This window comes from Acinetobacter ursingii DSM 16037 = CIP 107286, assembly GCF_000368825.1.
Classification (GTDB): Bacteria; Pseudomonadota; Gammaproteobacteria; order Pseudomonadales; family Moraxellaceae; genus Acinetobacter; species Acinetobacter ursingii.
On the sequence record NZ_KB849717.1, the window covers coordinates 281,795 to 299,725 of the forward strand.

Genomic DNA, 17,931 nt, shown 5'->3' on the forward strand with positions numbered 1-17,931 from the left:
ATTATGTTTATCTTAAGTGAAATTTGAATGGTTTAAACATTTCAAAATGCGTTGGTCGAGCAACATTGTGTGGCGTTATTTTGTTTGCATATCTGTTAATCAGATGATTCACCAAAACACGGCACTATTTGTACACCCACCCACATTAAAGAGAGTTAAAGACATTGAATAGGCTTTGCAGCAAAACGCCTTCAAAGCCTCACTTATTGATACAAAATCTTGGTTTAGATAGCGTTTGAGTAAGTAAATCCATTCTTTTTGTATGTAGAAAATCATCCATAAGAAATAAAAAAACCTGATTTGATTGATCAAATCAGGTTTCTGAAAATTGCATCAAGTTTAAGTTATATACCACGCCAATCTACACGTGCATTACGTTCAGTTTCATAAATTCGTTGTACATATTGCCCCAAAGGTAAACTGAGTAAATAGTCTTTATATTGACGTAATTCAGGTGAACTGACTTCATTATTTTCCCGTTCCCACGGTGTTCCTGAAAGCTCCAAAATCGGCGCAAGCATTGCACAAACGGCAATATCGGCGAGCCCTAAACGATCCCCAACCAAATAACGTCCAAAATTATCAATAAGGCGTTCATTCAGGACCAATACCAATTCATTCATACGCAGTTTAGATTGGGCAATCTTTTCTTCCTGAAGCTCATAGCTTTTGGTCACTAAAGTTTTCAAAATCGGTTTTGAAAACTTTTCAAACTGACGCAAATAGCCCTGTTCACCCATCATGATTTCAAGCGCTTCATCACCATGCGTCAGTGCATGCCCCAAACTCCAGCGACGTACATGAACGCCTAGTTCGTCAGCAATTTTATCGATCTCAATAGCCAGTTCACGTAAATGCGGATCTCGACGTAATAATGAATGTTCGGGGTAGTGATCATCCAGATACAACGCAATTTGAGTTGATTCAGCAATCCATCTTTTATCATCTTTTAAAATCGGAAGTTTATTTTGACCCGTTTTTAACTGGGCAAAAGCACGATGGAAACCAGGAATCAAGTTATGCGCAACATAATCCAATTCCTTATGATCAAGTAACCAGCGAGCTTTTTCACAATAATGGGACAAAGGAAACTGGTATAAAACCCGCATAAAAACTCCAATTTATTTTTTTAGTCAAACAATTTTAAAAAACAACATCTTGTTTTGCTTACTTTAAAAGTAACCCAAAATGAAAACAATGTACTTTTTGTGCCAAACATTGGGCGAAATCGTCTATTGGCACAATCTGCAATCCGATTTGGATACCTATAATTTATATGTTTTTCCGCGCTAGATATCTTTAAAACAAATAAATACGATATAAAAAACCAAAATTCAAATTATCAAAAATAAATATATCATTGATTTTTATAAATTTAATATTATTCAAAAAATAACTTAATTTAGATCAAAAATGATTAAGCACTTTTCTTCATAAACTACGCGCAATACTTCGTTTAACCATTAGGTATATTTTTTCTAAGGTACCTCTATCTATAGTAGGTATCATTATGTCTGAGTTAAATTTCTATCCTACCCGATCGGTTCAAGTCATTCAAAACGATCAACAAGCAATTAATGCAGCTTATCAAGTTGCAGATTTTGCGCTGGAAGGTCGTAATCAACGTGATCAAAAGCGGATTTTGCCCTTTGAAGAAATCGATCAATTTAGCCTAAAAGGTTTAGGCGGCATTCGTATTCCTAAGCGTTACGGTGGCGCTTTCGTGTCCAATAAAACACTGGCTCAGGTATTTCGGATTTTAAATAAGGCAGATTCAAGTGTTGGGCAGATTCCTCAAAATCAAATTAGCTTACTGAATTTAATTGATCTGATGGGAACAGAATCACAAAAACGATTTATTTTTAATGAAATTCTATCGGGTAAACGCCTTGCCAATGGCGGCCCTGAACGTCATACCAAAGATTCGAAAACACTACAGACCACCCTCACACTTAAAAATGGCAAGTATTATCTGGATGGTGAAAAATTTTACTCCACAGGCAGTATTTTTGCGCACTGGCTTGCGATTAAAGCCATTCATCCAGAGGGTCATGTGGTTTTGGTGATTGTAGACCGACACAGTGACGGGATTGAAATCATCAATAACTGGAATGGCTTTGGACAAAGAACCACGGCAAGTGGCACGGTAAAACTGCATCAGGTCATCGTTGATCCAGACTTGATTTTTGATGAACGTATTTTAACTCAGGCACCCACCTATCGTGGTGCGTATTCACAATTATTACAGGTCGCCATTGATGTCGGAATCGCTGAAGCGGCTTTTGCAGACCTTATTTCAGCCGTGAAAAAAGCCCGTCCTATTCTCGATGCACAAGTGGAAAAAGCCAGTCTAGAACCTTATACCCTGCAAGAAACGGGCAAGCTGGATATTCTCCTCAATGCTGCGATTTTACTTCTGGATGAAGCAGCTGAGTATCTGGATGAACTGGATCAGCTTGATCAAGTCACCGAACAACAAGCAGCCAAAGCGTCGATTTTAGTGGCAGAAGCCAAAGTCTATGCCAATGATGCAGCCTTACAGATTTCAGAAAAATTACTCGAACTGGGCGGTAGTCGTGCCAGCTTGAGCCAATTTAATCTCGATCAACACTGGCGTAATGCACGCGTGCATACCTTGCACGATCCCGTGCGCTGGAAAATACACGCCATTGGCAACTATTACCTGAACGGTACTTTGCCTGCTCGTCATGCATGGATCTAAGGAGATAATAAAATGACCTCTTATCAAGCCATCCATCAAGCGGAAAATGATCTTGTTAATCATCCAAGTACCCAACATTATTCTACGGTACGTGTGATTCAAAATGATGCTGAAGCACTTGACATCGCACAGCAACTTGCCGAGCAATTTAAAACTCAAAGTATCGAACGTGATGCACAGCGTATCTTACCTTTTGCTGAAATTGAGGCTTTTAGTCAGTCTGGACTCTGGGCGATTACAGTCCCCAAACGCTATGGTGGTGCGGAAGTATCTAGCCTCACGGTTGCCAAAATTATTGCGTTATTGAGTGGCGTTGATGGATCTATCGGACAGATTCCGCAAAACCATTTTTATGCGCTGGAAGTGTTAAGAAATACAGGAACTGAAGCACAAAAACAACGCTTATATCAGGAAGTTCTCGATGGTGCACGTTTTGGTAATGCATTGGCAGAATTTAAACCGAAAAATGCCAGTTTAAAACAAACAGCGCTGATTCCTGTTAAAGAGGGTTATCTGATTAATGGTGAAAAATTTTACTGCACGGGGAGTTTATTTGCGCATCGTATTCCGACCTTAGTGGTGGATGCCGAAGGTCGTGAATATCTAGCTTTTGTGCAACGTCAAAGTGAAGGATTGAGTTTAATTGATAACTGGACAGGTTTTGGCCAACGCGTCACAGGCAGTGGTAGTGTCAAGTTTCATCAAGTCTTTGTTGCTGCCGAAGATGTCATTCCATTCGATACAGCTTTTCAGCAACCGACACTGGTTGGGCCTTTTGCACAAATTATGCATGCAGCGATTGAAGTGGGGATTGCCCGTGCTGCTTTTGAAGAAACTCTAAAACGGGTACATCTGGCACGTCCGTGGATCGATTCCAATGTTGAAAGTGCCGCCGAAGATCCACTCACGATTTATGAAATTGGCCGTGTTGCCACCGATATTCGTGCCAGTGAAGCATTACTCAAGCAAGCAGCACACTCTATTGATGCAGCAAAATTACAAACCAATGCTGAAACGATTGCCAAAGCATCAATCGATGTGGCAAAAGTTCGAGCGCATAGTAGTGAGACAGCTCTGAAAGCTTCATCAAAACTGATTGAACTGGCAGGCAGTCGTGGCAGTCAGGCTGAGGATGGTCTGGATCGTTTCTGGCGAAATGCGCGCGTTCATACCTTGCATGATGCCGCGCGTTGGAAATATTACTTTATTGGAAATTATATTTTAAATGGCATTCTGCCTCCACGCAGAGGCACATTGTAATGACAAACAAATTACCAAAGAAAATTATACTGAATGCCTTTGATATGAACAGTGTCGGTCATATCAATCATGGTTTATGGACGCATCCGCGTGATCAGTCGCATCGTTTTAATGAGTTAAGTTATTGGACTGAGCTGGCAAAAACTCTGGAAGCTGGACTATTTGATGGTTTATTCATTGCGGACATTACAGGGGTTTATGATGTCTATCAAAACAATATTGATCTGACTTTACGAGAATCGATTCAACTGCCGAGTCATGATCCTAGTACCTTGGTTTCTGCAATGGCCGCGGTCACCCAGCATTTGGGTTTTGGGATTACTGTGAATTTAAGTTATGAAACGCCTTACCAATTTGCACGGCGTTTTGCCTCTCTGGATCATCTGACACAAGGTCGTATTGGCTGGAATATTGTCACGGGCTATCTGGATAGCGCAGAACGTCTCATTGGTCATTCAAGTCTCAAAGATCACGACCTGCGTTATGAACAGGCCGAAGAGTTTTTACAGCTTTGCTATCAATATTGGGAAGGTTCATGGGAAGATGATGCGATTCAAAAAGACAAAATCCGTCGTATTTTCACTGATCCGAGCAAAGTTCACGAAATTCAGCATCAAGGACGTTTTTACCAAAGTCAGGGCGTGTTTCAGGTCGCGCCATCCATTCAACGTACCCCAGTTTTATTTCAGGCAGGTGCTTCCCCACGTGGATTAGCATTTGCGACAGCCCATGCCGAATGTATTTTTATTGGTGGTGATCAACCAGAAAAAATTCGTCAGCAAGTTCTTAAAATTCGTGAACTTGCGGTACAGCAAGGTCGCCAAGCCAGTGACATTAAAATTTTTCTGGGCATTACCGTCGTAACTGGAGAAACAGAACAAATTGCTCAGGAGAAACTGGCAGAGTATCGTCAATATGCCAGCCCAGAAGCAGGACTTGCGCATTATGCCTCCTCAGTTGGCATGGATTTATCCAAATTTGCAGATGATGAAGTGATTCCTTATCAAAAAAGTAACAGTATCGCGTCTGTGAATGAAAAATTCAAAACTCAGCAAATCACGAAAAATGATCTAAAAAATCAGCATGTTTTGGGTGGACGTTATCCATTGATTGTCGGGAGTGGCAGCCATGTCGCAGAGCAACTGATTGACTTGATGGATGACACAGGCATTGACGGTTTTAATTTGACTCGTACTGTAGCACCCGAATCACATCAGGATTTTATCCGTTTCGTGGTTCCTGAATTACAACAACGCGGACGTTATAAAACGGAATATCAGGTGGGTTCTTTACGACACAAACTGCATCAACAAGGTGATCGTCTTGCTGCATCGCACCCTGCCGATGCCTTCCGATGTCGACCTTTAAAACAAGAAAAATCTTCTCACCTTTCACAACATATTAGCGCTTAAATTTTGGAGTATCAGATGACTCAATCATCTTTCACATCACGTTCATCGAACAAAAAACTGATTATATTCGGGGCAATTTTTGTCATTTTAATTATTGGTTTATTCATCTGGAATAAACAACGCCAAACGCAGAATGAAGAGTTGGTGATTGGCATTAGCCCACCCTTTGCGCATCCCTTACAGGCTGCGGCTAAAGAAGCTGAGAAACAAGGCATTCATGTTAAGCTGGTTGAATTTTCTGACTGGAATACGCCCAATATTACCTTGAATAATGGTGATATTGATGCCAATTTTTTCCAACATCAACCTTTTTTAAACAATGCCATTAAAGAAACAGGCTATAAGCTTAAAGCGTTTGGTGTAGGTGCGGCTTCGCATGTCGGACTGTATTCCAAAAAATATAAAAGTCTGGATGCTTTGCCACAAAATGCGCGTGTGGTCATTCCAAACGATCCTGTCAATCAAGGACGCGCGTTATTGCTGTTACAACAAGCCAAACTGATTCAACTGAAAGACCCAACTAATTATTTATCCAAGTTAAGCGATATCTCATCGAATCCTAAAAACTTACAATTTATTGAAGTAGAAGGCCCACAAACGGCACGTGCTATTGATGATGTCGATTTAGCCTTTGGCTATCCACATTATTTACGTTTGGCCAAAACCGCTGATCCTGAAAGTGCCTTAGTGCTGGACGATACTACCAATAAACGTTATGCGATTTTATTCGTGGTGCGTGATGATTATCAGGACAAAGGCGATAAATTGAAAAAATTTGTCGAAATTTATCAAACTTCGCCTGCGGTTAAAGCAGCGCTGAATGAAGATTTGGGGCCAAAACTTTGGTTCCCAGGTTGGGTATAACTTACATTCATGGAGTTAAGTCATGGTCAGTTTGGGCGCTCAAGTGAGTTTTGCAGTTCCACATATTCAAATTCGCTCACTCAATAAAACCTATGATACTCAAGGTCAACAGGTTGAAGCATTAAAAGAGATTAATCTGGATATTCCAGAAGGTAAAATTGTTGGGATCATTGGAAAAAGCGGTGCGGGTAAATCCTCTTTATTGCGTACCCTGAATGGACTTGAGCAACCGAGTTCAGGCTCAATCAAGATTCATCAAGATGAACTGACCACACTGGATCACTCACGTTTGATCAAGTTACGTCAACGCATTGGCATGATTTTTCAGCATTTTAATTTAATGTCGGCCAAAACGGTATGGGAAAATGTGGCACTCCCACTCAAAGTTTCTGGCTATGCCAAATCCGACATCAAAAATCGCGTCGATGAAGTTTTAGCTTTGGTAGGGCTCAGCCATAAAGCTGAGCAATACCCTTCTCAGCTTTCAGGTGGACAAAAGCAGCGTGTCGGCATTGCCCGAGCACTGGTTCATCATCCAGAAATTTTACTCTGTGATGAAGCAACCTCAGCGTTAGACCCTGAAAGCACTGCTGTCATTTTGTCTTTACTGAAAAAAATTAATCAGGAACTTGGCATTACCATTGTCTTGATTACTCATGAAATGCAAGTGATACGTGAAATTTGTGATCAAGTGGTGGTGATTGAACAAGGTCAAATCGTCGAATCAGGACAAGTGTGGTCGGTCTTTTCCAATCCTGTACAGCCGATTACTCAAGAACTGTTAAATCTGGAACAACTGGATTTACCATTTCAAGTGCATTCATACCTTCAAGCAGACTCCACCCATACGATTCTTAAACTGAAATATCAAAGCGATGCCCAACATGCGCCTGATCTGACGCAACTTCTAGCGAGCTTTGATACCCCTGTGTATTTGTACCAAAGTCATGTAGATAACATTCAACAACATTTGATTGGATCGTGGGTGGTCGGCATACCACGACTCAATCTTGATCTAAATCATTTAAAACAACAGCTTACATCGCTGATTCAACATATCGAGGTGATCGGTTATGCACGACCAACTCATTGATTTATTACTGACAGGAACGCTCGACACCTTGATCATGGTCGGGGTTTCCGCTTTATTGGCATTTCTCATCGGGTTACCACTCGCTGTAATTTTAGTCAGTGCCTCAGAAAATGGTATTTATCCTTCTCAGGCCATCAATCAACCGATTGGCTGGATTATTAATATTACCCGCTCTATTCCCTTTTTGATCCTGATGGTCGCCCTGATTCCCATCACCCGCTGGATTGTCGGAACCAGTTATGGCGTTTGGGCTGCGGTGGTTCCACTGACCCTTGCCGCGATTCCTTTTTTTGCTCGCATTGCAGAAGTTAGTTTACGTGAAGTGGATCAAGGACTGATCGAAGCCGCACAAGCGATCGGCTGTAATCGTCAGCAGATTATCTGGCATGTGCTATTGCCGGAAGCATTACCGGGCATTGTGGCAGGTTTTACCGTGACCATCGTCACCATGATTAACTCTTCCGCTATCGCAGGTGCGATTGGTGCAGGCGGTCTGGGGGATATTGCTTATCGATATGGCTATCAACGTTTTGATTTAACTGTGATGTTTGCGGTGATTGTAGTGCTGATTGTATTGGTGATGTTGATTCAAGCCACAGGAGATACGCTTTCTCAACAGTTAGACAAACGTAAAATTTAAACTTGTGATGATTTGCACTTAGCCATGACCTGACTTTGTCATGGCTTTCATGTAAAATCAGCGCCAGTTTTTAATTTATATTTTTGTGAGTCCTCTCATGGGTTTTAATTGTGGTATTGTCGGCCTGCCAAATGTTGGTAAATCAACACTTTTTAATGCACTCACCAAGGCTGCGATTGCCGCAGAAAACTTTCCGTTCTGTACCATTGAACCCAATACTGGCATCGTACCAGTACCTGATGCACGTCTTGATAAACTTGCAGCGATTGTAAAACCACAGCGCATTCTACCAACCACGATGGAATTTGTAGATATTGCAGGTCTAGTCGCAGGTGCATCTAAAGGTGAAGGTCTGGGGAATCAGTTTTTAGCCAATATTCGTGAAACCGATGCGATTGCACATGTGGTACGCTGTTTTGAAGATGAGAATGTCATTCATGTGAATGGTAAAATCGATCCACTCGATGATATTGCTACGATTAATACAGAACTAGCATTGGCCGATCTTGAAACTGTAGCTAAAGCATTATTGCGTCTGACCAAATCTGCAAAAGGCGGCGATAAAGATGCCATTGCGACCAAAGCCGTATTAGAAAAAATCCAGCCTTTACTGGATGAAGGTAAACCTGCCCGTGCGGCGGATTTAAGTGATGATGAACGTAAACTTGTTCGTGGTTTTGGTTTAATGACTTTAAAACCAACCATGTATATTGCCAATGTTGCTGAAGATGGTTTTGAAAACAACCCGCACTTGGATGCGGTTAAACAACTGGCAGCAGAAGAAAACGCCATTGTAGTGCCTTTATGCAACCAGATTGAAGCAGAAATTTCGTTGCTTGAAGATGAAGATCGCGCAGAGTTTCTTGAAGCAATGGGTATGCAAGAACCAGGTCTCAATGTCGTGATCCGTGCAGGTTATGCCCTCTTGGGTTTACAAACTTACTTCACCGCAGGTGTACAGGAAGTTCGTGCATGGACAGTTAAAGTGGGTGCTACAGCGCCACAGGCGGCTGGTGTCATTCACACTGACTTTGAAAAAGGCTTTATTCGCGCAGAATGTGTCGCCTATGATGACTTTGTCCAATACAACGGCGAAGCAGGTGCCAAAGAAGCAGGTAAATGGCGCCTTGAAGGTAAAACCTATGTGGTACAGGATGGTGATGTATTGCACTTCCGTTTTAACGTGTAATCACGACTCGACTTAATCAATTATAAAAAACCAGCACTGCTGGTTTTTTTATTGTCTATATAAATTTATAAACAATAAATACAATGATAATGATTATCAATATATTTACATAAAAACTAATATCCCCTAAACTAAATCTGATTAAAACACTTTGATTTTACGAATTGATTTAAAAAGGATCATTTTCATGGCGTACACCCTACCCGCGTTACCTTATGCATACGACGCACTTGAACCCAATATCGATGCTAAAACGATGGAAATTCATCATACCAAACATCATCAAACGTATATCAATAATATCAATGCCGCAATTGAAGGCACTGCATGGGAAAAACTAGCAGTCGAAGAACTGGTATCAAAGGTCAATGAAGTGCCTGCCGATATCAAAAATGTAGTGATTAACAATGGCGGTGGTCATGCCAACCATTCTTTGTTCTGGACAGTCATGAGTCCTCAAGGAGGTGGAAATCCAACAGGTGCAGTTGCAACAGCCATTGAACAAGAGCTTGGTGGTTTTGATGCATTTAAAGAGGCCTTTACCAAAGCAGCGATTAGTCGTTTTGGGAGTGGTTGGGCATGGCTCAGCGTCACCCCTGAGAAAAAACTCGTAGTAGAAAGTAGTGGAAATCAGGATTCTCCACTCATGAATGGCAATACTCCAATTTTAGGTCTGGATGTATGGGAACATGCCTACTATTTGAAATATCAAAACCGTCGTCCTGAATATATTGCTGCATTTTACAATGTGGTGGACTGGAATGAAGTCAATCGTCGTTATCAAGCAGCAATCCAATAAGAGGTTCAGCTATTTTGCATACAGGTTCTTATGACATGTCCTTTCCTGCACTATTGCGTTATACGATCGGTATTTTAATTTTGTGCGGAGGATTCATGGTGTTTTTTCGCCATTTTTTTCAAATTTAAACCCCACATGATTGTATATTTGTCAAAATAGCGACCTAAGCTCTATTGTTTTGTTTACAATAGGGCTTGCTTTTATATGCTGGTTCAATTGTCGATTAAATGCATCAAACTTAAATCTGAATTAAAAATAAAATCATTACTATAAATCTTAATGTTTTTAATTAAATACAACACAAAACTACTCTTTTTGCTCAGTATGTGATCTTCTATTTTTTAATCAGGTACTAATGCCTTATATTCATCAGAACACTATGAAAAAAATTTCTGTCATCATCTTAAGCAGCACCTTAGCATTTATGAGTGCAACTGCATTTGCCTGCCCAAAAGGAACCTCACTACAAGGCGGAACTGGCCCAAATCATAAAGGTGGTAAATGTGTGGCTGTATCAGGTGCTAAAGCAAAACCAACTAAAGCTGAAGCGAAAAAAACCACGCAAACAGTAAAAACTACAGAAGTGAAAACAACTAAACCAGAAAAAGCTAAAGCCGCTTCGACTACCACGACCACCTCAACAACAACCAGTCACCAAAACCATTAATCTGTTTTTCACAAAAATTGAATCATAAAAAAGCGAGATTCTTTTGAATCTCGCTTTTTTACATAATCATTTAATTAGCGTTTGGGATCAGTATTACCTAAAGCAGGGTTAGCAATGGCATCCTTACACTGCGATTTATCCCGTTCGTAATCTGCTTGTTTCTGGGTCACGGTGGCACTGTTGTCTTTTGTTTCTCTTGCCCATGTATCAAGCGAAGTTAATGCCTTACGACATAGCGCATATTTACCTTCAGTGACTGAATCTGTCATTTTGACATTAATTCGCCAGTCTGTACTGAGTTGGCGTAGTGGTTTTCTGACTTGCTCATCAATTTGATCCACTTTTTTTGTATATACAATCGGATCTATTTGATTAATCAAATCCCATGCTTTGTGTGCATAGGTGGTTGCATCATTGGTTAGTGTGGGAGCAGCTTTAATTTCAACCTTGTCGGTCTGCTTCTGCTCATTTTGATTACAGCCAGAAAGCATAGCCAAAGTTAAAAATACGGGAGTAAAAATCAAAAATTTGGGTGTTGAAGTGATCATCAACGATTACCTGTCTCAACATTTCGCCCCTATGCTAGTGAATTCCAAGACAATACTCAATCTTTATGAATTTGTTTTTTGAAACCTAAGAATTGTTGATGTTACATTGCTATTTTATGAGTTTGACCTAAACGTGATCATTAAATGTCTCAAATTAAAATCTATGCCAACCAAAGTACCATTCAAACATCGAATGACCCTATCAAATGCAATTCACCAAGCTTTGGTAATGACTCTTCAATACCCAGAAGATAAACGTTTCCATCGATTCATTGCACTAGCTCCAGAAGACTTTATTTATCCTCTGGACAGAAGTGAAGCTTATACCATCATTGAGATTTCAATGTTTTCAGGACGGCAGGCAGAAACCAAAAAACGACTGATTCAACAGATTTTTAGCAACATTCAGGCGCAATGTGGAATCAGTCCACAAGATGTAGAAATTACAATCTTTGAAACCCCTAAAGAAAACTGGGGTATTCGTGGACAAAATGCCGATGAATTACAGCTAAATTATAAAATAAACATCTAATTTTTATTCAGATTTAAACTTTTATTCATTTTTCCTTTATTGTCGAACAAAACTATATATTTTTATGTGAATCAAGGCTTAATTCACGATCGAGTTCTGCTATGCTTAATACCCAACTTTTGCACGGATGATTCGCATGAGCGTGACTATTGGTACTCCCCTTCAATCTTCTGCCTTTAAAGTCCTGTTATTGGGTTCAGGAGAACTCGGTAAAGAAGTGGTCATTTCTTTGCAGCGTTTAGGAGTCGAAGTTCATGCTGCAGATCGCTATGATCATGCTCCCGCAATGCAAGTTGCACATTATTCTTATACGCTCAATATGGCGGACGCAAATGAGTTGCATCGACTCATTGAAAAAGTAAAACCAAATCTGATCGTCCCTGAAATTGAAGCGATTGCAACTGAAGTGTTGGTTGAGATTGAAAATAAGGCCATTGCAACGGTTATTCCTTCTGCTAAAGCGGTTAATCTCACCATGAACCGCGAAGGCATTCGTCGTTTGGCGGCCGAAGAGCTAGGTTTGCCAACCTCAGCTTATCGCTTTGCAGATTCACTGGAAAGTTTCCGTGCTGCCTGCGACGATATTGCATATCCGAACTTTGTAAAGCCCGTGATGTCTTCATCGGGTAAAGGTCAGTCGCGCGTTAAAAGCTTTGAAGAAGTCGATGCCGCTTGGGAATATGCTCAAACAGGTGGTCGCGTCAATCAGGGCAAAGTCATTGTTGAATCTCAAATTGATTTTGACTTTGAAATTACCTTACTAACTGTTCGTGCTAAAAATCCAGAAACGGGTGAAATTGAAACGCAGTATTGTGATCCGATTGGGCACCGTCAAGATTCTGGTGATTATGTTGAAAGTTGGCAACCTCAAATCATGACTGAAGCTGCCCTACAAGAATCAAAACGAATCGCGCATAAAGTCACGACTGCGCTTGGCGGATGTGGCATTTTTGGAGTTGAGCTATTCGTCAAAGGTGACCAAGTCTGGTTTAGTGAAGTTTCACCACGCCCGCACGATACAGGACTTGTTACCTTGGCATCTCAATTTCAAAGTGAGTTTGAGTTACACGCGCGTGCTATTTTAGGGTTACCTGTCAATACTGCACGACATAGCGTAGCAGCCAGTGCCGTGATTTATGCGGGTGTAGATGCCAATAATTTAAGCTTTAGTCATTTAAATACAGCATTAGCTCACCCCGATACTGACTTGCGCCTTTTTGGTAAGCCTGAAGGCTTTAAGCGTCGTCGTATGGGTGTTGCTACCGCGCGTGCTGAAGATACCGATCAGGCGCGTGAGCTTGCTGCTCAAGCAGCCAGCCTTGTTCAAGTTCAAACAAATTCATCAGTTTAAGGTAGGCCTATTTTTATGATCAATACTTCTCCGCTGCTGAGTTATGTCACCAGTCACCATGACATTCAGGCAATTAATCAATGGCGTAATGACGTTGAACAGCAGCTACAGGAGTTTTATGAAAATGGTCAACCCATACGTGATATTGTTTTAGCACGTTCTAATTTTATTGATGAAGCGCTGATTTTTCTTTGGAATCATGCAGGACTAAATCAAACTGATTTAGGGCTTTTTGCGGTCGGTGGTTATGGCCGTCGTGAAATGTTGCCCTATTCAGATGTGGATATCATGATCTTGTCCGAGCATGATATTGCACCTGAACAAGAAAAACAGATTTCTACTTTTGTGTCCTCTTTATGGGATGTGGGGAATTTTAAACCCGGTATCAGTGTACGTACTATTCGCAACTGTTTTGAAGAAGCCACCAATGATTTAACAGTCGCCACCACGCTCATCGAAGCACGACTGATTACAGGAAACTCACATTTAGCCAAATGGCCGCGTCGCATTGTTTCTCAAACATGGACAGATAAAACCTTTTTTGATGCCAAAATGGAAGAGCAGGAAAAACGACATGCTCAACATAACAATACCGAGAGTAATCTCGAACCAGATATAAAAAATGCACCAGGTGGCATTCGTGACATGAATCAGATCGGCTGGATTGCCAAGCGGCATTTCCGCGTCAACCGCATTTATGATCTGGTTCATCTTGGCTTTATTTCCGAATTTGAACTGAGCGTACTAGAAGAAGCCGAAAGCTTTTTATGGGAAATTCGCCATCATTTACACCGCTTGACCAAGCGCGATGAAAATCGACTTTTATTTGACTATCAACGTGATATCGCCGCCAAATTTGGCTATGTACAAGAAGAAGGTAAACCGGCCAATTATGCGATAGAACAGTTCATGAAACGTTACTATCGTACTGCGCAGCAGGTTTCAACACTCAATGAAATGCTACTGGCCTATTTTAATGAGTCTGTGATTACCCCACGTTTGCCTAACTATGAACGTAAAATTGAAGAAATTAATGAAAACTTCAAATTAGTCGATGGCAAACTCGCAGTACAACATCATAAAATTTTTGCTGAACATCCAAGCGCAATTTTAGAACTCTTCTATTTATTAGCCAATCGCCCTGAAATCGAAGGGATTCGTGCAAGAACTTTGCGTTTGTTGATTATGGCGGCAAAACGGATTGATCAGGAATTTCGTGATAATCCTGCGCATCAAGCCTTGTTTATGGCAATTATCCGTTCGCCTTATCGTCTATACGACACGCTCGTCGATATGAAACGCTATGGAATTTTAGGCAACTACATTCCTGCATTTGGTCAAATTATGGGGCTGATGCAATATGATTTATTCCATATTTATACCGTCGATGCACATACCTTATTACTGATTCGTAATTTAAATCGCTTTAAAGAACCAGAATTTGCACAGCATTTTCCAGTGGTTAGCTCAGTGTTTCAGCGTTTGGCGCGTCGCGATATTGTATATTTGGCTGCGATTTTTCATGATATTGCCAAAGGTCGTGGCGGTGATCATAGTGAATTGGGTGCTGAAGATGCCATTGAGTTTTGTCGTAAACATGGCTTTACCGAGCGCGAATGTAAACTGGTCGCGTGGCTAATTCAAAACCATCTACTCATGTCACTCACTGCACAGAAAAAAGATATTTCTGATCCAGATGTCGTCAAAGAATTTGCGGAAAAACTAGGTGATATGGAACATCTGGATTATCTATATAGTCTGACTGTTTCTGATATTAATGCCACCAATCCAAAACTCTGGAATACATGGCGAGCTTCTCTCATGCGTCAGCTTTATACCTATTCCAGAGACGTGATCCGGTCAGGTTTAGGTCGTCCTGTCGATTATCAAATGTTGATTGAAGACACCAAATTTACTGCGAGTGAAGCGCTGGTAAATGAGTTCTCACTAGACGCTGTTGAAAAAGTCTGGCAAGAACTTGGCGATGAATACTTCCTTAAAGAATCTGCCGATGAAATTGCATGGCATACCCGTGCGATTTTGCAGCACGGTGATAACCCTACACCTTTGGTATTATTCCGTGCACATCGTCAGTCGACACAAGCTCAGGATGCTATTCAGATCTTTATCTATACTCAAGATAAACCCAACCTGTTTGCCACCACTGTTGCAGTGCTAGATCGCATGAATCTGGATGTACAGGATGCACGAATTATCACAGCTACCAAAGCGTTTAGTCTGGATACCTATGTCATATTAGATCGTTTTGGTACACTGCTGACCGATCCAGAACGCGAGACTACCGTGAAAGAGGCATTGGTGAAAGCGCTTAGCCAGTCCGATAAATATCCGGGCTTGATGCAACGCCGTATTCCGCGCCAACTTCGTCATTTTGATGTAGAAAATACCGTTGATATTACGCTAAACCCTGTACTTCAACAAAACATGGTTGAAATATCTACACTGGATCAGCCCGGCCTACTAGCACGAGTGGGTGGAGTCTTTATGATGCAAGGACTCGATATCCATTCAGCCAAGATTGCCACACTCGGCGAACGTGCTGAGGATATTTTCTTTGTGACTAAAAAAGATGGTCAACCCATGAATATTGAAGAAGCCAAACTTTTTGCAGATAAGCTAAAATCTGCGTTAGACGAAGCATCTAATCAAGTCATCAGTCAACATTAATTCACAGTTTTAAATCGGTAAATGTTTCATGAATTCCAGTTTGTCGCTATTACATCCTTATCCTTTTGAAAAGTTAAATGCGCTTTTTAAAGATGTCACACCCGCAGATCTACCCCTCATTCCGCTTTCTATTGGTGAACCCAAACACCCTGCTCCTGAATTTGTAAAACAAGCCATTATTGACAACTTTCAGCATTTATCGACTTATCCCAATAGCAAAGGGCTACCTGAGTTACGTCAGAGTATTGCCAACTGGCTGACTCAGCGTTTTAAGCTCAATAGCATTAGTGCTGAAGATCATATCTTGCCAGTCACAGGTACACGGGAAGGGATTTTCTCTTTTGTACAGGCACTGATTAATCGTGAAGATGCACCTTATGTAGTGATGCCAAATCCTTTCTATCAAATTTATGAAGGTGCAGCTTTGCTTGCAGGTGCAAAACCGTATTTCATCAACTGTACGCCTGAAAATGATTATTTGGGTGACTTTGATGCGGTTCCAGCCGAAGTCTGGGAAAAAACAGCATTATTATTTGTCTGCACACCGGGCAATCCTACGGGCGCTGTATTATCTAAAGAACAATTTAAAAAACTGATTCAACTATCAGATCAATACAATTTTGTGATTGCCTCTGATGAGTGCTATTCAGAACTTTGGTTTGATCAAGCACCAGTTGGTTTATTGGAAGTCTGTGCGGAAATGGGGCGTGATGATTATAAAAACTGTATCGTTTTTCATTCATTGTCCAAACGTTCCAACTTACCGGGAATGCGCTCTGGTTTTGTCGCAGGTGATGCCGAACTGTTAAAACCCTATTTAAAGTTTCGTACATATCATGGCGCAGCCATGCCTGTACAACATCAATTGGCTTCAATCGCAGCATGGAATGATGAAGCGCATGTCGAAGAAAATCGTCAACAATATCGCGCAAAATTTGATTTGTTTCAATCAGAACTTGGGTCTTTGTTACCACTAAAAAAGCCTGATGCTGGATTTTACTATTGGTTACAAGTGGATCATGATGAAGCTTTTGCCAAAATGTTGATGGAAAAAGCCCATATTAAAGTATTACCAGGCCGTTATTTATCTCGTGGAACGACACATGGGAATCCAGGCGAAAATCATGTACGTATGGCATTGGTCGCGGACTTGGCACAATGTGAGCAAGTGGTACAGCGTTTAAAGAAAATCTTGTAGATTTTAAAAAATTAAAATAATAAAGCCTCTATATATATTGAGGCTTTATTATTTTGACTGAGTCAAAAATTAATTAAAAATCAAAGCTGGCGCTTAGCATAAATGTTCGTGGCTGACCTGCAACAACATAACCATTATTGGTATTCCCTGTACTATTGATATTGTCATACAGTCCGACCGAACCCCAATAATCTTTATCGAATACATTATTTACAGCAAAGTTAAATGTAGTCGGTGTTTGTCCAAGATGTGTCTTATAGCTTGCACCCAAATCAAGTGTCGTCCAGTCTTTCACTTTTAGATTGTTGTCTAGACTCGCATACGTCGAACCTGTGTAAATCAATTGTGCATTTAAAGAAATATCCTGTGCAACAGGGAGTTTCCAGTCTGCACCTAAATTAGCTTGAAACTTTGGAACACCTACTTCATAGTTGCCATCATAAGTGACTGAACCTGTATCTTCCTGTTTAGCATGCATCCACGTTGCACCACCAAGTACGGTAATATCATCAGTTAATTTGCCATAAGTAGTAAGCTCAACACCACGATGTACATATTCACCACCATCACTAAAGACACCATTAGCATCTTTGATACCACGCTGCTTATTAATATCAAATAAACTCAGTGTTGCTCCAATCACGCCATTTTCATACTTGGCACCCACTTCTTTTTGCTTAGCAACAAATGGTTTTAGTGTCGTAGTGACATTAGCTGTTGTATTACTCAAACCTTTGGCTAAAGACTCAATATAATTACCATAGACTGAAATTTCAGGTGTGATTTTATAGGTTAAACCTAATGCAGGGGTAAATTTACTTTCATCATATGAAGGGTTTTTACCTTTATTATCATATTGATAAGTATCTTGAATAGAGGTGGTCCCACATGTTTGAACAACTAAAAGCTTATTTATAAGTGATACTCTGCTCTAGTTAAGCTACCTTATTTTGTTGTGGTAGCTGGTC

14 protein-coding genes and 2 pseudogenes are annotated in these 17,931 nt (G+C 40.8%); 13 read left to right on the forward strand and 3 right to left on the reverse strand.

Going from position 1 to position 17,931, the window contains the following annotated elements; all coding sequences use genetic code 11:
• Positions 1-344: 344 nt before the first annotated feature.
• Positions 345-1,109, reverse strand: coding sequence for a glutathione S-transferase family protein (locus tag F944_RS08905; RefSeq protein ID WP_004989536.1), 765 nt, complete (start codon positions 1,107-1,109; stop codon positions 345-347).
• 401 nt (positions 1,110-1,510) lie between these two features.
• Between F944_RS08905 and F944_RS08910 the strand changes: the two genes are divergently transcribed.
• From F944_RS08910 to F944_RS17435, 9 genes are all read left to right on the forward strand, one after another.
• Complete coding sequence (locus tag F944_RS08910) at positions 1,511-2,722, forward strand: SfnB family sulfur acquisition oxidoreductase (protein WP_004989538.1); 1,212 nt, start codon at positions 1,511-1,513, stop codon at positions 2,720-2,722.
• 12 nt (positions 2,723-2,734) lie between these two features.
• The gene (locus F944_RS08915; RefSeq protein ID WP_004989540.1) at positions 2,735-3,982 is read left to right on the forward strand and encodes an SfnB family sulfur acquisition oxidoreductase; all 1,248 of its coding nucleotides are present in this window, start codon (positions 2,735-2,737) and stop codon (positions 3,980-3,982) included.
• A complete protein-coding gene (locus F944_RS08920) occupies positions 3,982-5,394 on the forward strand; it encodes an LLM class flavin-dependent oxidoreductase (protein ID WP_004989548.1) in 1,413 nt (470 codons plus the stop codon). Before F944_RS08915 ends, F944_RS08920 begins: the two co-directional genes overlap by 1 nt.
• Before the next feature lie 15 nt (positions 5,395-5,409).
• Positions 5,410-6,258, forward strand: a complete 849-nt coding sequence (locus F944_RS08925) for a MetQ/NlpA family ABC transporter substrate-binding protein (RefSeq protein ID WP_004989549.1) — start codon at positions 5,410-5,412, stop codon at positions 6,256-6,258.
• A gap of 22 nt (positions 6,259-6,280) precedes the next feature.
• Positions 6,281-7,351 carry a methionine ABC transporter ATP-binding protein gene (locus F944_RS08930; protein ID WP_004989553.1) on the forward strand — a complete coding sequence of 357 codons (1,071 nt, stop codon included), beginning with the start codon at positions 6,281-6,283 and terminating at the stop codon, positions 7,349-7,351.
• Positions 7,332-7,991 (forward strand): methionine ABC transporter permease, encoded by a 660-nt coding sequence (locus F944_RS08935; RefSeq protein WP_004989555.1) that lies wholly within the window; start codon positions 7,332-7,334, stop codon positions 7,989-7,991. Before F944_RS08930 ends, F944_RS08935 begins: the two co-directional genes overlap by 20 nt.
• A 97-nt stretch (positions 7,992-8,088) precedes the next feature.
• Positions 8,089-9,180, forward strand: coding sequence for a redox-regulated ATPase YchF (ychF, locus tag F944_RS08940; protein ID WP_004989558.1), 1,092 nt, complete (start codon positions 8,089-8,091; stop codon positions 9,178-9,180).
• 187 nt (positions 9,181-9,367) lie between these two features.
• Positions 9,368-9,979, forward strand: a complete 612-nt coding sequence (locus tag F944_RS08945) for a superoxide dismutase (protein ID WP_004989559.1) — start codon at positions 9,368-9,370, stop codon at positions 9,977-9,979.
• 379 nt (positions 9,980-10,358) lie between these two features.
• On the forward strand, positions 10,359-10,646 hold the full coding sequence (locus F944_RS17435; RefSeq protein ID WP_010588705.1) for a hypothetical protein: 288 nt from the start codon (positions 10,359-10,361) through the stop codon (positions 10,644-10,646).
• A gap of 74 nt (positions 10,647-10,720) precedes the next feature.
• On the opposite strand, the gene F944_RS08955 is transcribed toward F944_RS17435, so the two are convergent.
• Positions 10,721-11,137 carry a hypothetical protein gene (locus F944_RS08955; protein WP_227546650.1) on the reverse strand — a complete coding sequence of 139 codons (417 nt, stop codon included), beginning with the start codon at positions 11,135-11,137 and terminating at the stop codon, positions 10,721-10,723.
• Positions 11,138-11,338: 201 nt separating this feature from the next.
• Here F944_RS08955 and F944_RS08960 point away from each other — a divergent pair.
• The 4 genes and pseudogenes from F944_RS08960 to dapC all read left to right on the forward strand — a co-directional run bounded on the left by F944_RS08960 (position 11,339) and on the right by dapC (position 16,963).
• A pseudogene (locus F944_RS08960) lies at positions 11,339-11,726 on the forward strand (tautomerase family protein).
• Positions 11,727-11,853: 127 nt separating this feature from the next.
• Positions 11,854-13,077 carry a formate-dependent phosphoribosylglycinamide formyltransferase gene (gene purT, locus F944_RS08965; protein ID WP_171063271.1) on the forward strand — a complete coding sequence of 408 codons (1,224 nt, stop codon included), beginning with the start codon at positions 11,854-11,856 and terminating at the stop codon, positions 13,075-13,077.
• A gap of 15 nt (positions 13,078-13,092) precedes the next feature.
• A complete protein-coding gene (gene glnD / locus F944_RS08970; RefSeq protein ID WP_004989567.1) occupies positions 13,093-15,765 on the forward strand; it encodes a [protein-PII] uridylyltransferase in 2,673 nt (890 codons plus the stop codon).
• 28 nt (positions 15,766-15,793) lie between these two features.
• A complete protein-coding gene (gene dapC, locus F944_RS08975) occupies positions 15,794-16,963 on the forward strand; it encodes a succinyldiaminopimelate transaminase (protein WP_004989569.1) in 1,170 nt (389 codons plus the stop codon).
• Positions 16,964-17,036: 73 nt separating this feature from the next.
• Here dapC and F944_RS08980 read toward each other — a convergent pair.
• Positions 17,037-17,843 (reverse strand): annotated as a pseudogene (locus tag F944_RS08980) (TonB-dependent receptor); the annotation flags it as partial.
• Between the last annotated feature and the right edge of the window lie 88 nt (positions 17,844-17,931).

Bases quoted from the DNA above. Each gene is read 5' to 3' on its own strand.
- F944_RS08935 (WP_004989555.1), top strand. From the start codon at position 7,332: ATGCACGACCAACTCATTGATTTATTACTGACAGGAACGCTCGACACC.
- F944_RS08930 (WP_004989553.1), top strand. From the start codon at position 6,281: ATGGTCAGTTTGGGCGCTCAAGTGAGTTTTGCAGTTCCACATATTCAA.
- F944_RS08915 (WP_004989540.1), top strand. From the start codon at position 2,735: ATGACCTCTTATCAAGCCATCCATCAAGCGGAAAATGATCTTGTTAAT.
- F944_RS08925 (WP_004989549.1), top strand. From the start codon at position 5,410: ATGACTCAATCATCTTTCACATCACGTTCATCGAACAAAAAACTGATT.
- dapC (WP_004989569.1), top strand. From the start codon at position 15,794: ATGAATTCCAGTTTGTCGCTATTACATCCTTATCCTTTTGAAAAGTTA.
- ychF (WP_004989558.1), top strand. From the start codon at position 8,089: ATGGGTTTTAATTGTGGTATTGTCGGCCTGCCAAATGTTGGTAAATCA.
- F944_RS08955 (WP_227546650.1), bottom strand. From the start codon at position 11,137: ATGCTTTCTGGCTGTAATCAAAATGAGCAGAAGCAGACCGACAAGGTT.
- F944_RS08910 (WP_004989538.1), top strand. From the start codon at position 1,511: ATGTCTGAGTTAAATTTCTATCCTACCCGATCGGTTCAAGTCATTCAA.
- F944_RS08905 (WP_004989536.1), bottom strand. From the start codon at position 1,109: ATGCGGGTTTTATACCAGTTTCCTTTGTCCCATTATTGTGAAAAAGCT.
- F944_RS08920 (WP_004989548.1), top strand. From the start codon at position 3,982: ATGACAAACAAATTACCAAAGAAAATTATACTGAATGCCTTTGATATG.
- glnD (WP_004989567.1), top strand. From the start codon at position 13,093: ATGATCAATACTTCTCCGCTGCTGAGTTATGTCACCAGTCACCATGAC.
- F944_RS17435 (WP_010588705.1), top strand. From the start codon at position 10,359: ATGAAAAAAATTTCTGTCATCATCTTAAGCAGCACCTTAGCATTTATG.
- F944_RS08945 (WP_004989559.1), top strand. From the start codon at position 9,368: ATGGCGTACACCCTACCCGCGTTACCTTATGCATACGACGCACTTGAA.
- purT (WP_171063271.1), top strand. From the start codon at position 11,854: ATGATTCGCATGAGCGTGACTATTGGTACTCCCCTTCAATCTTCTGCC.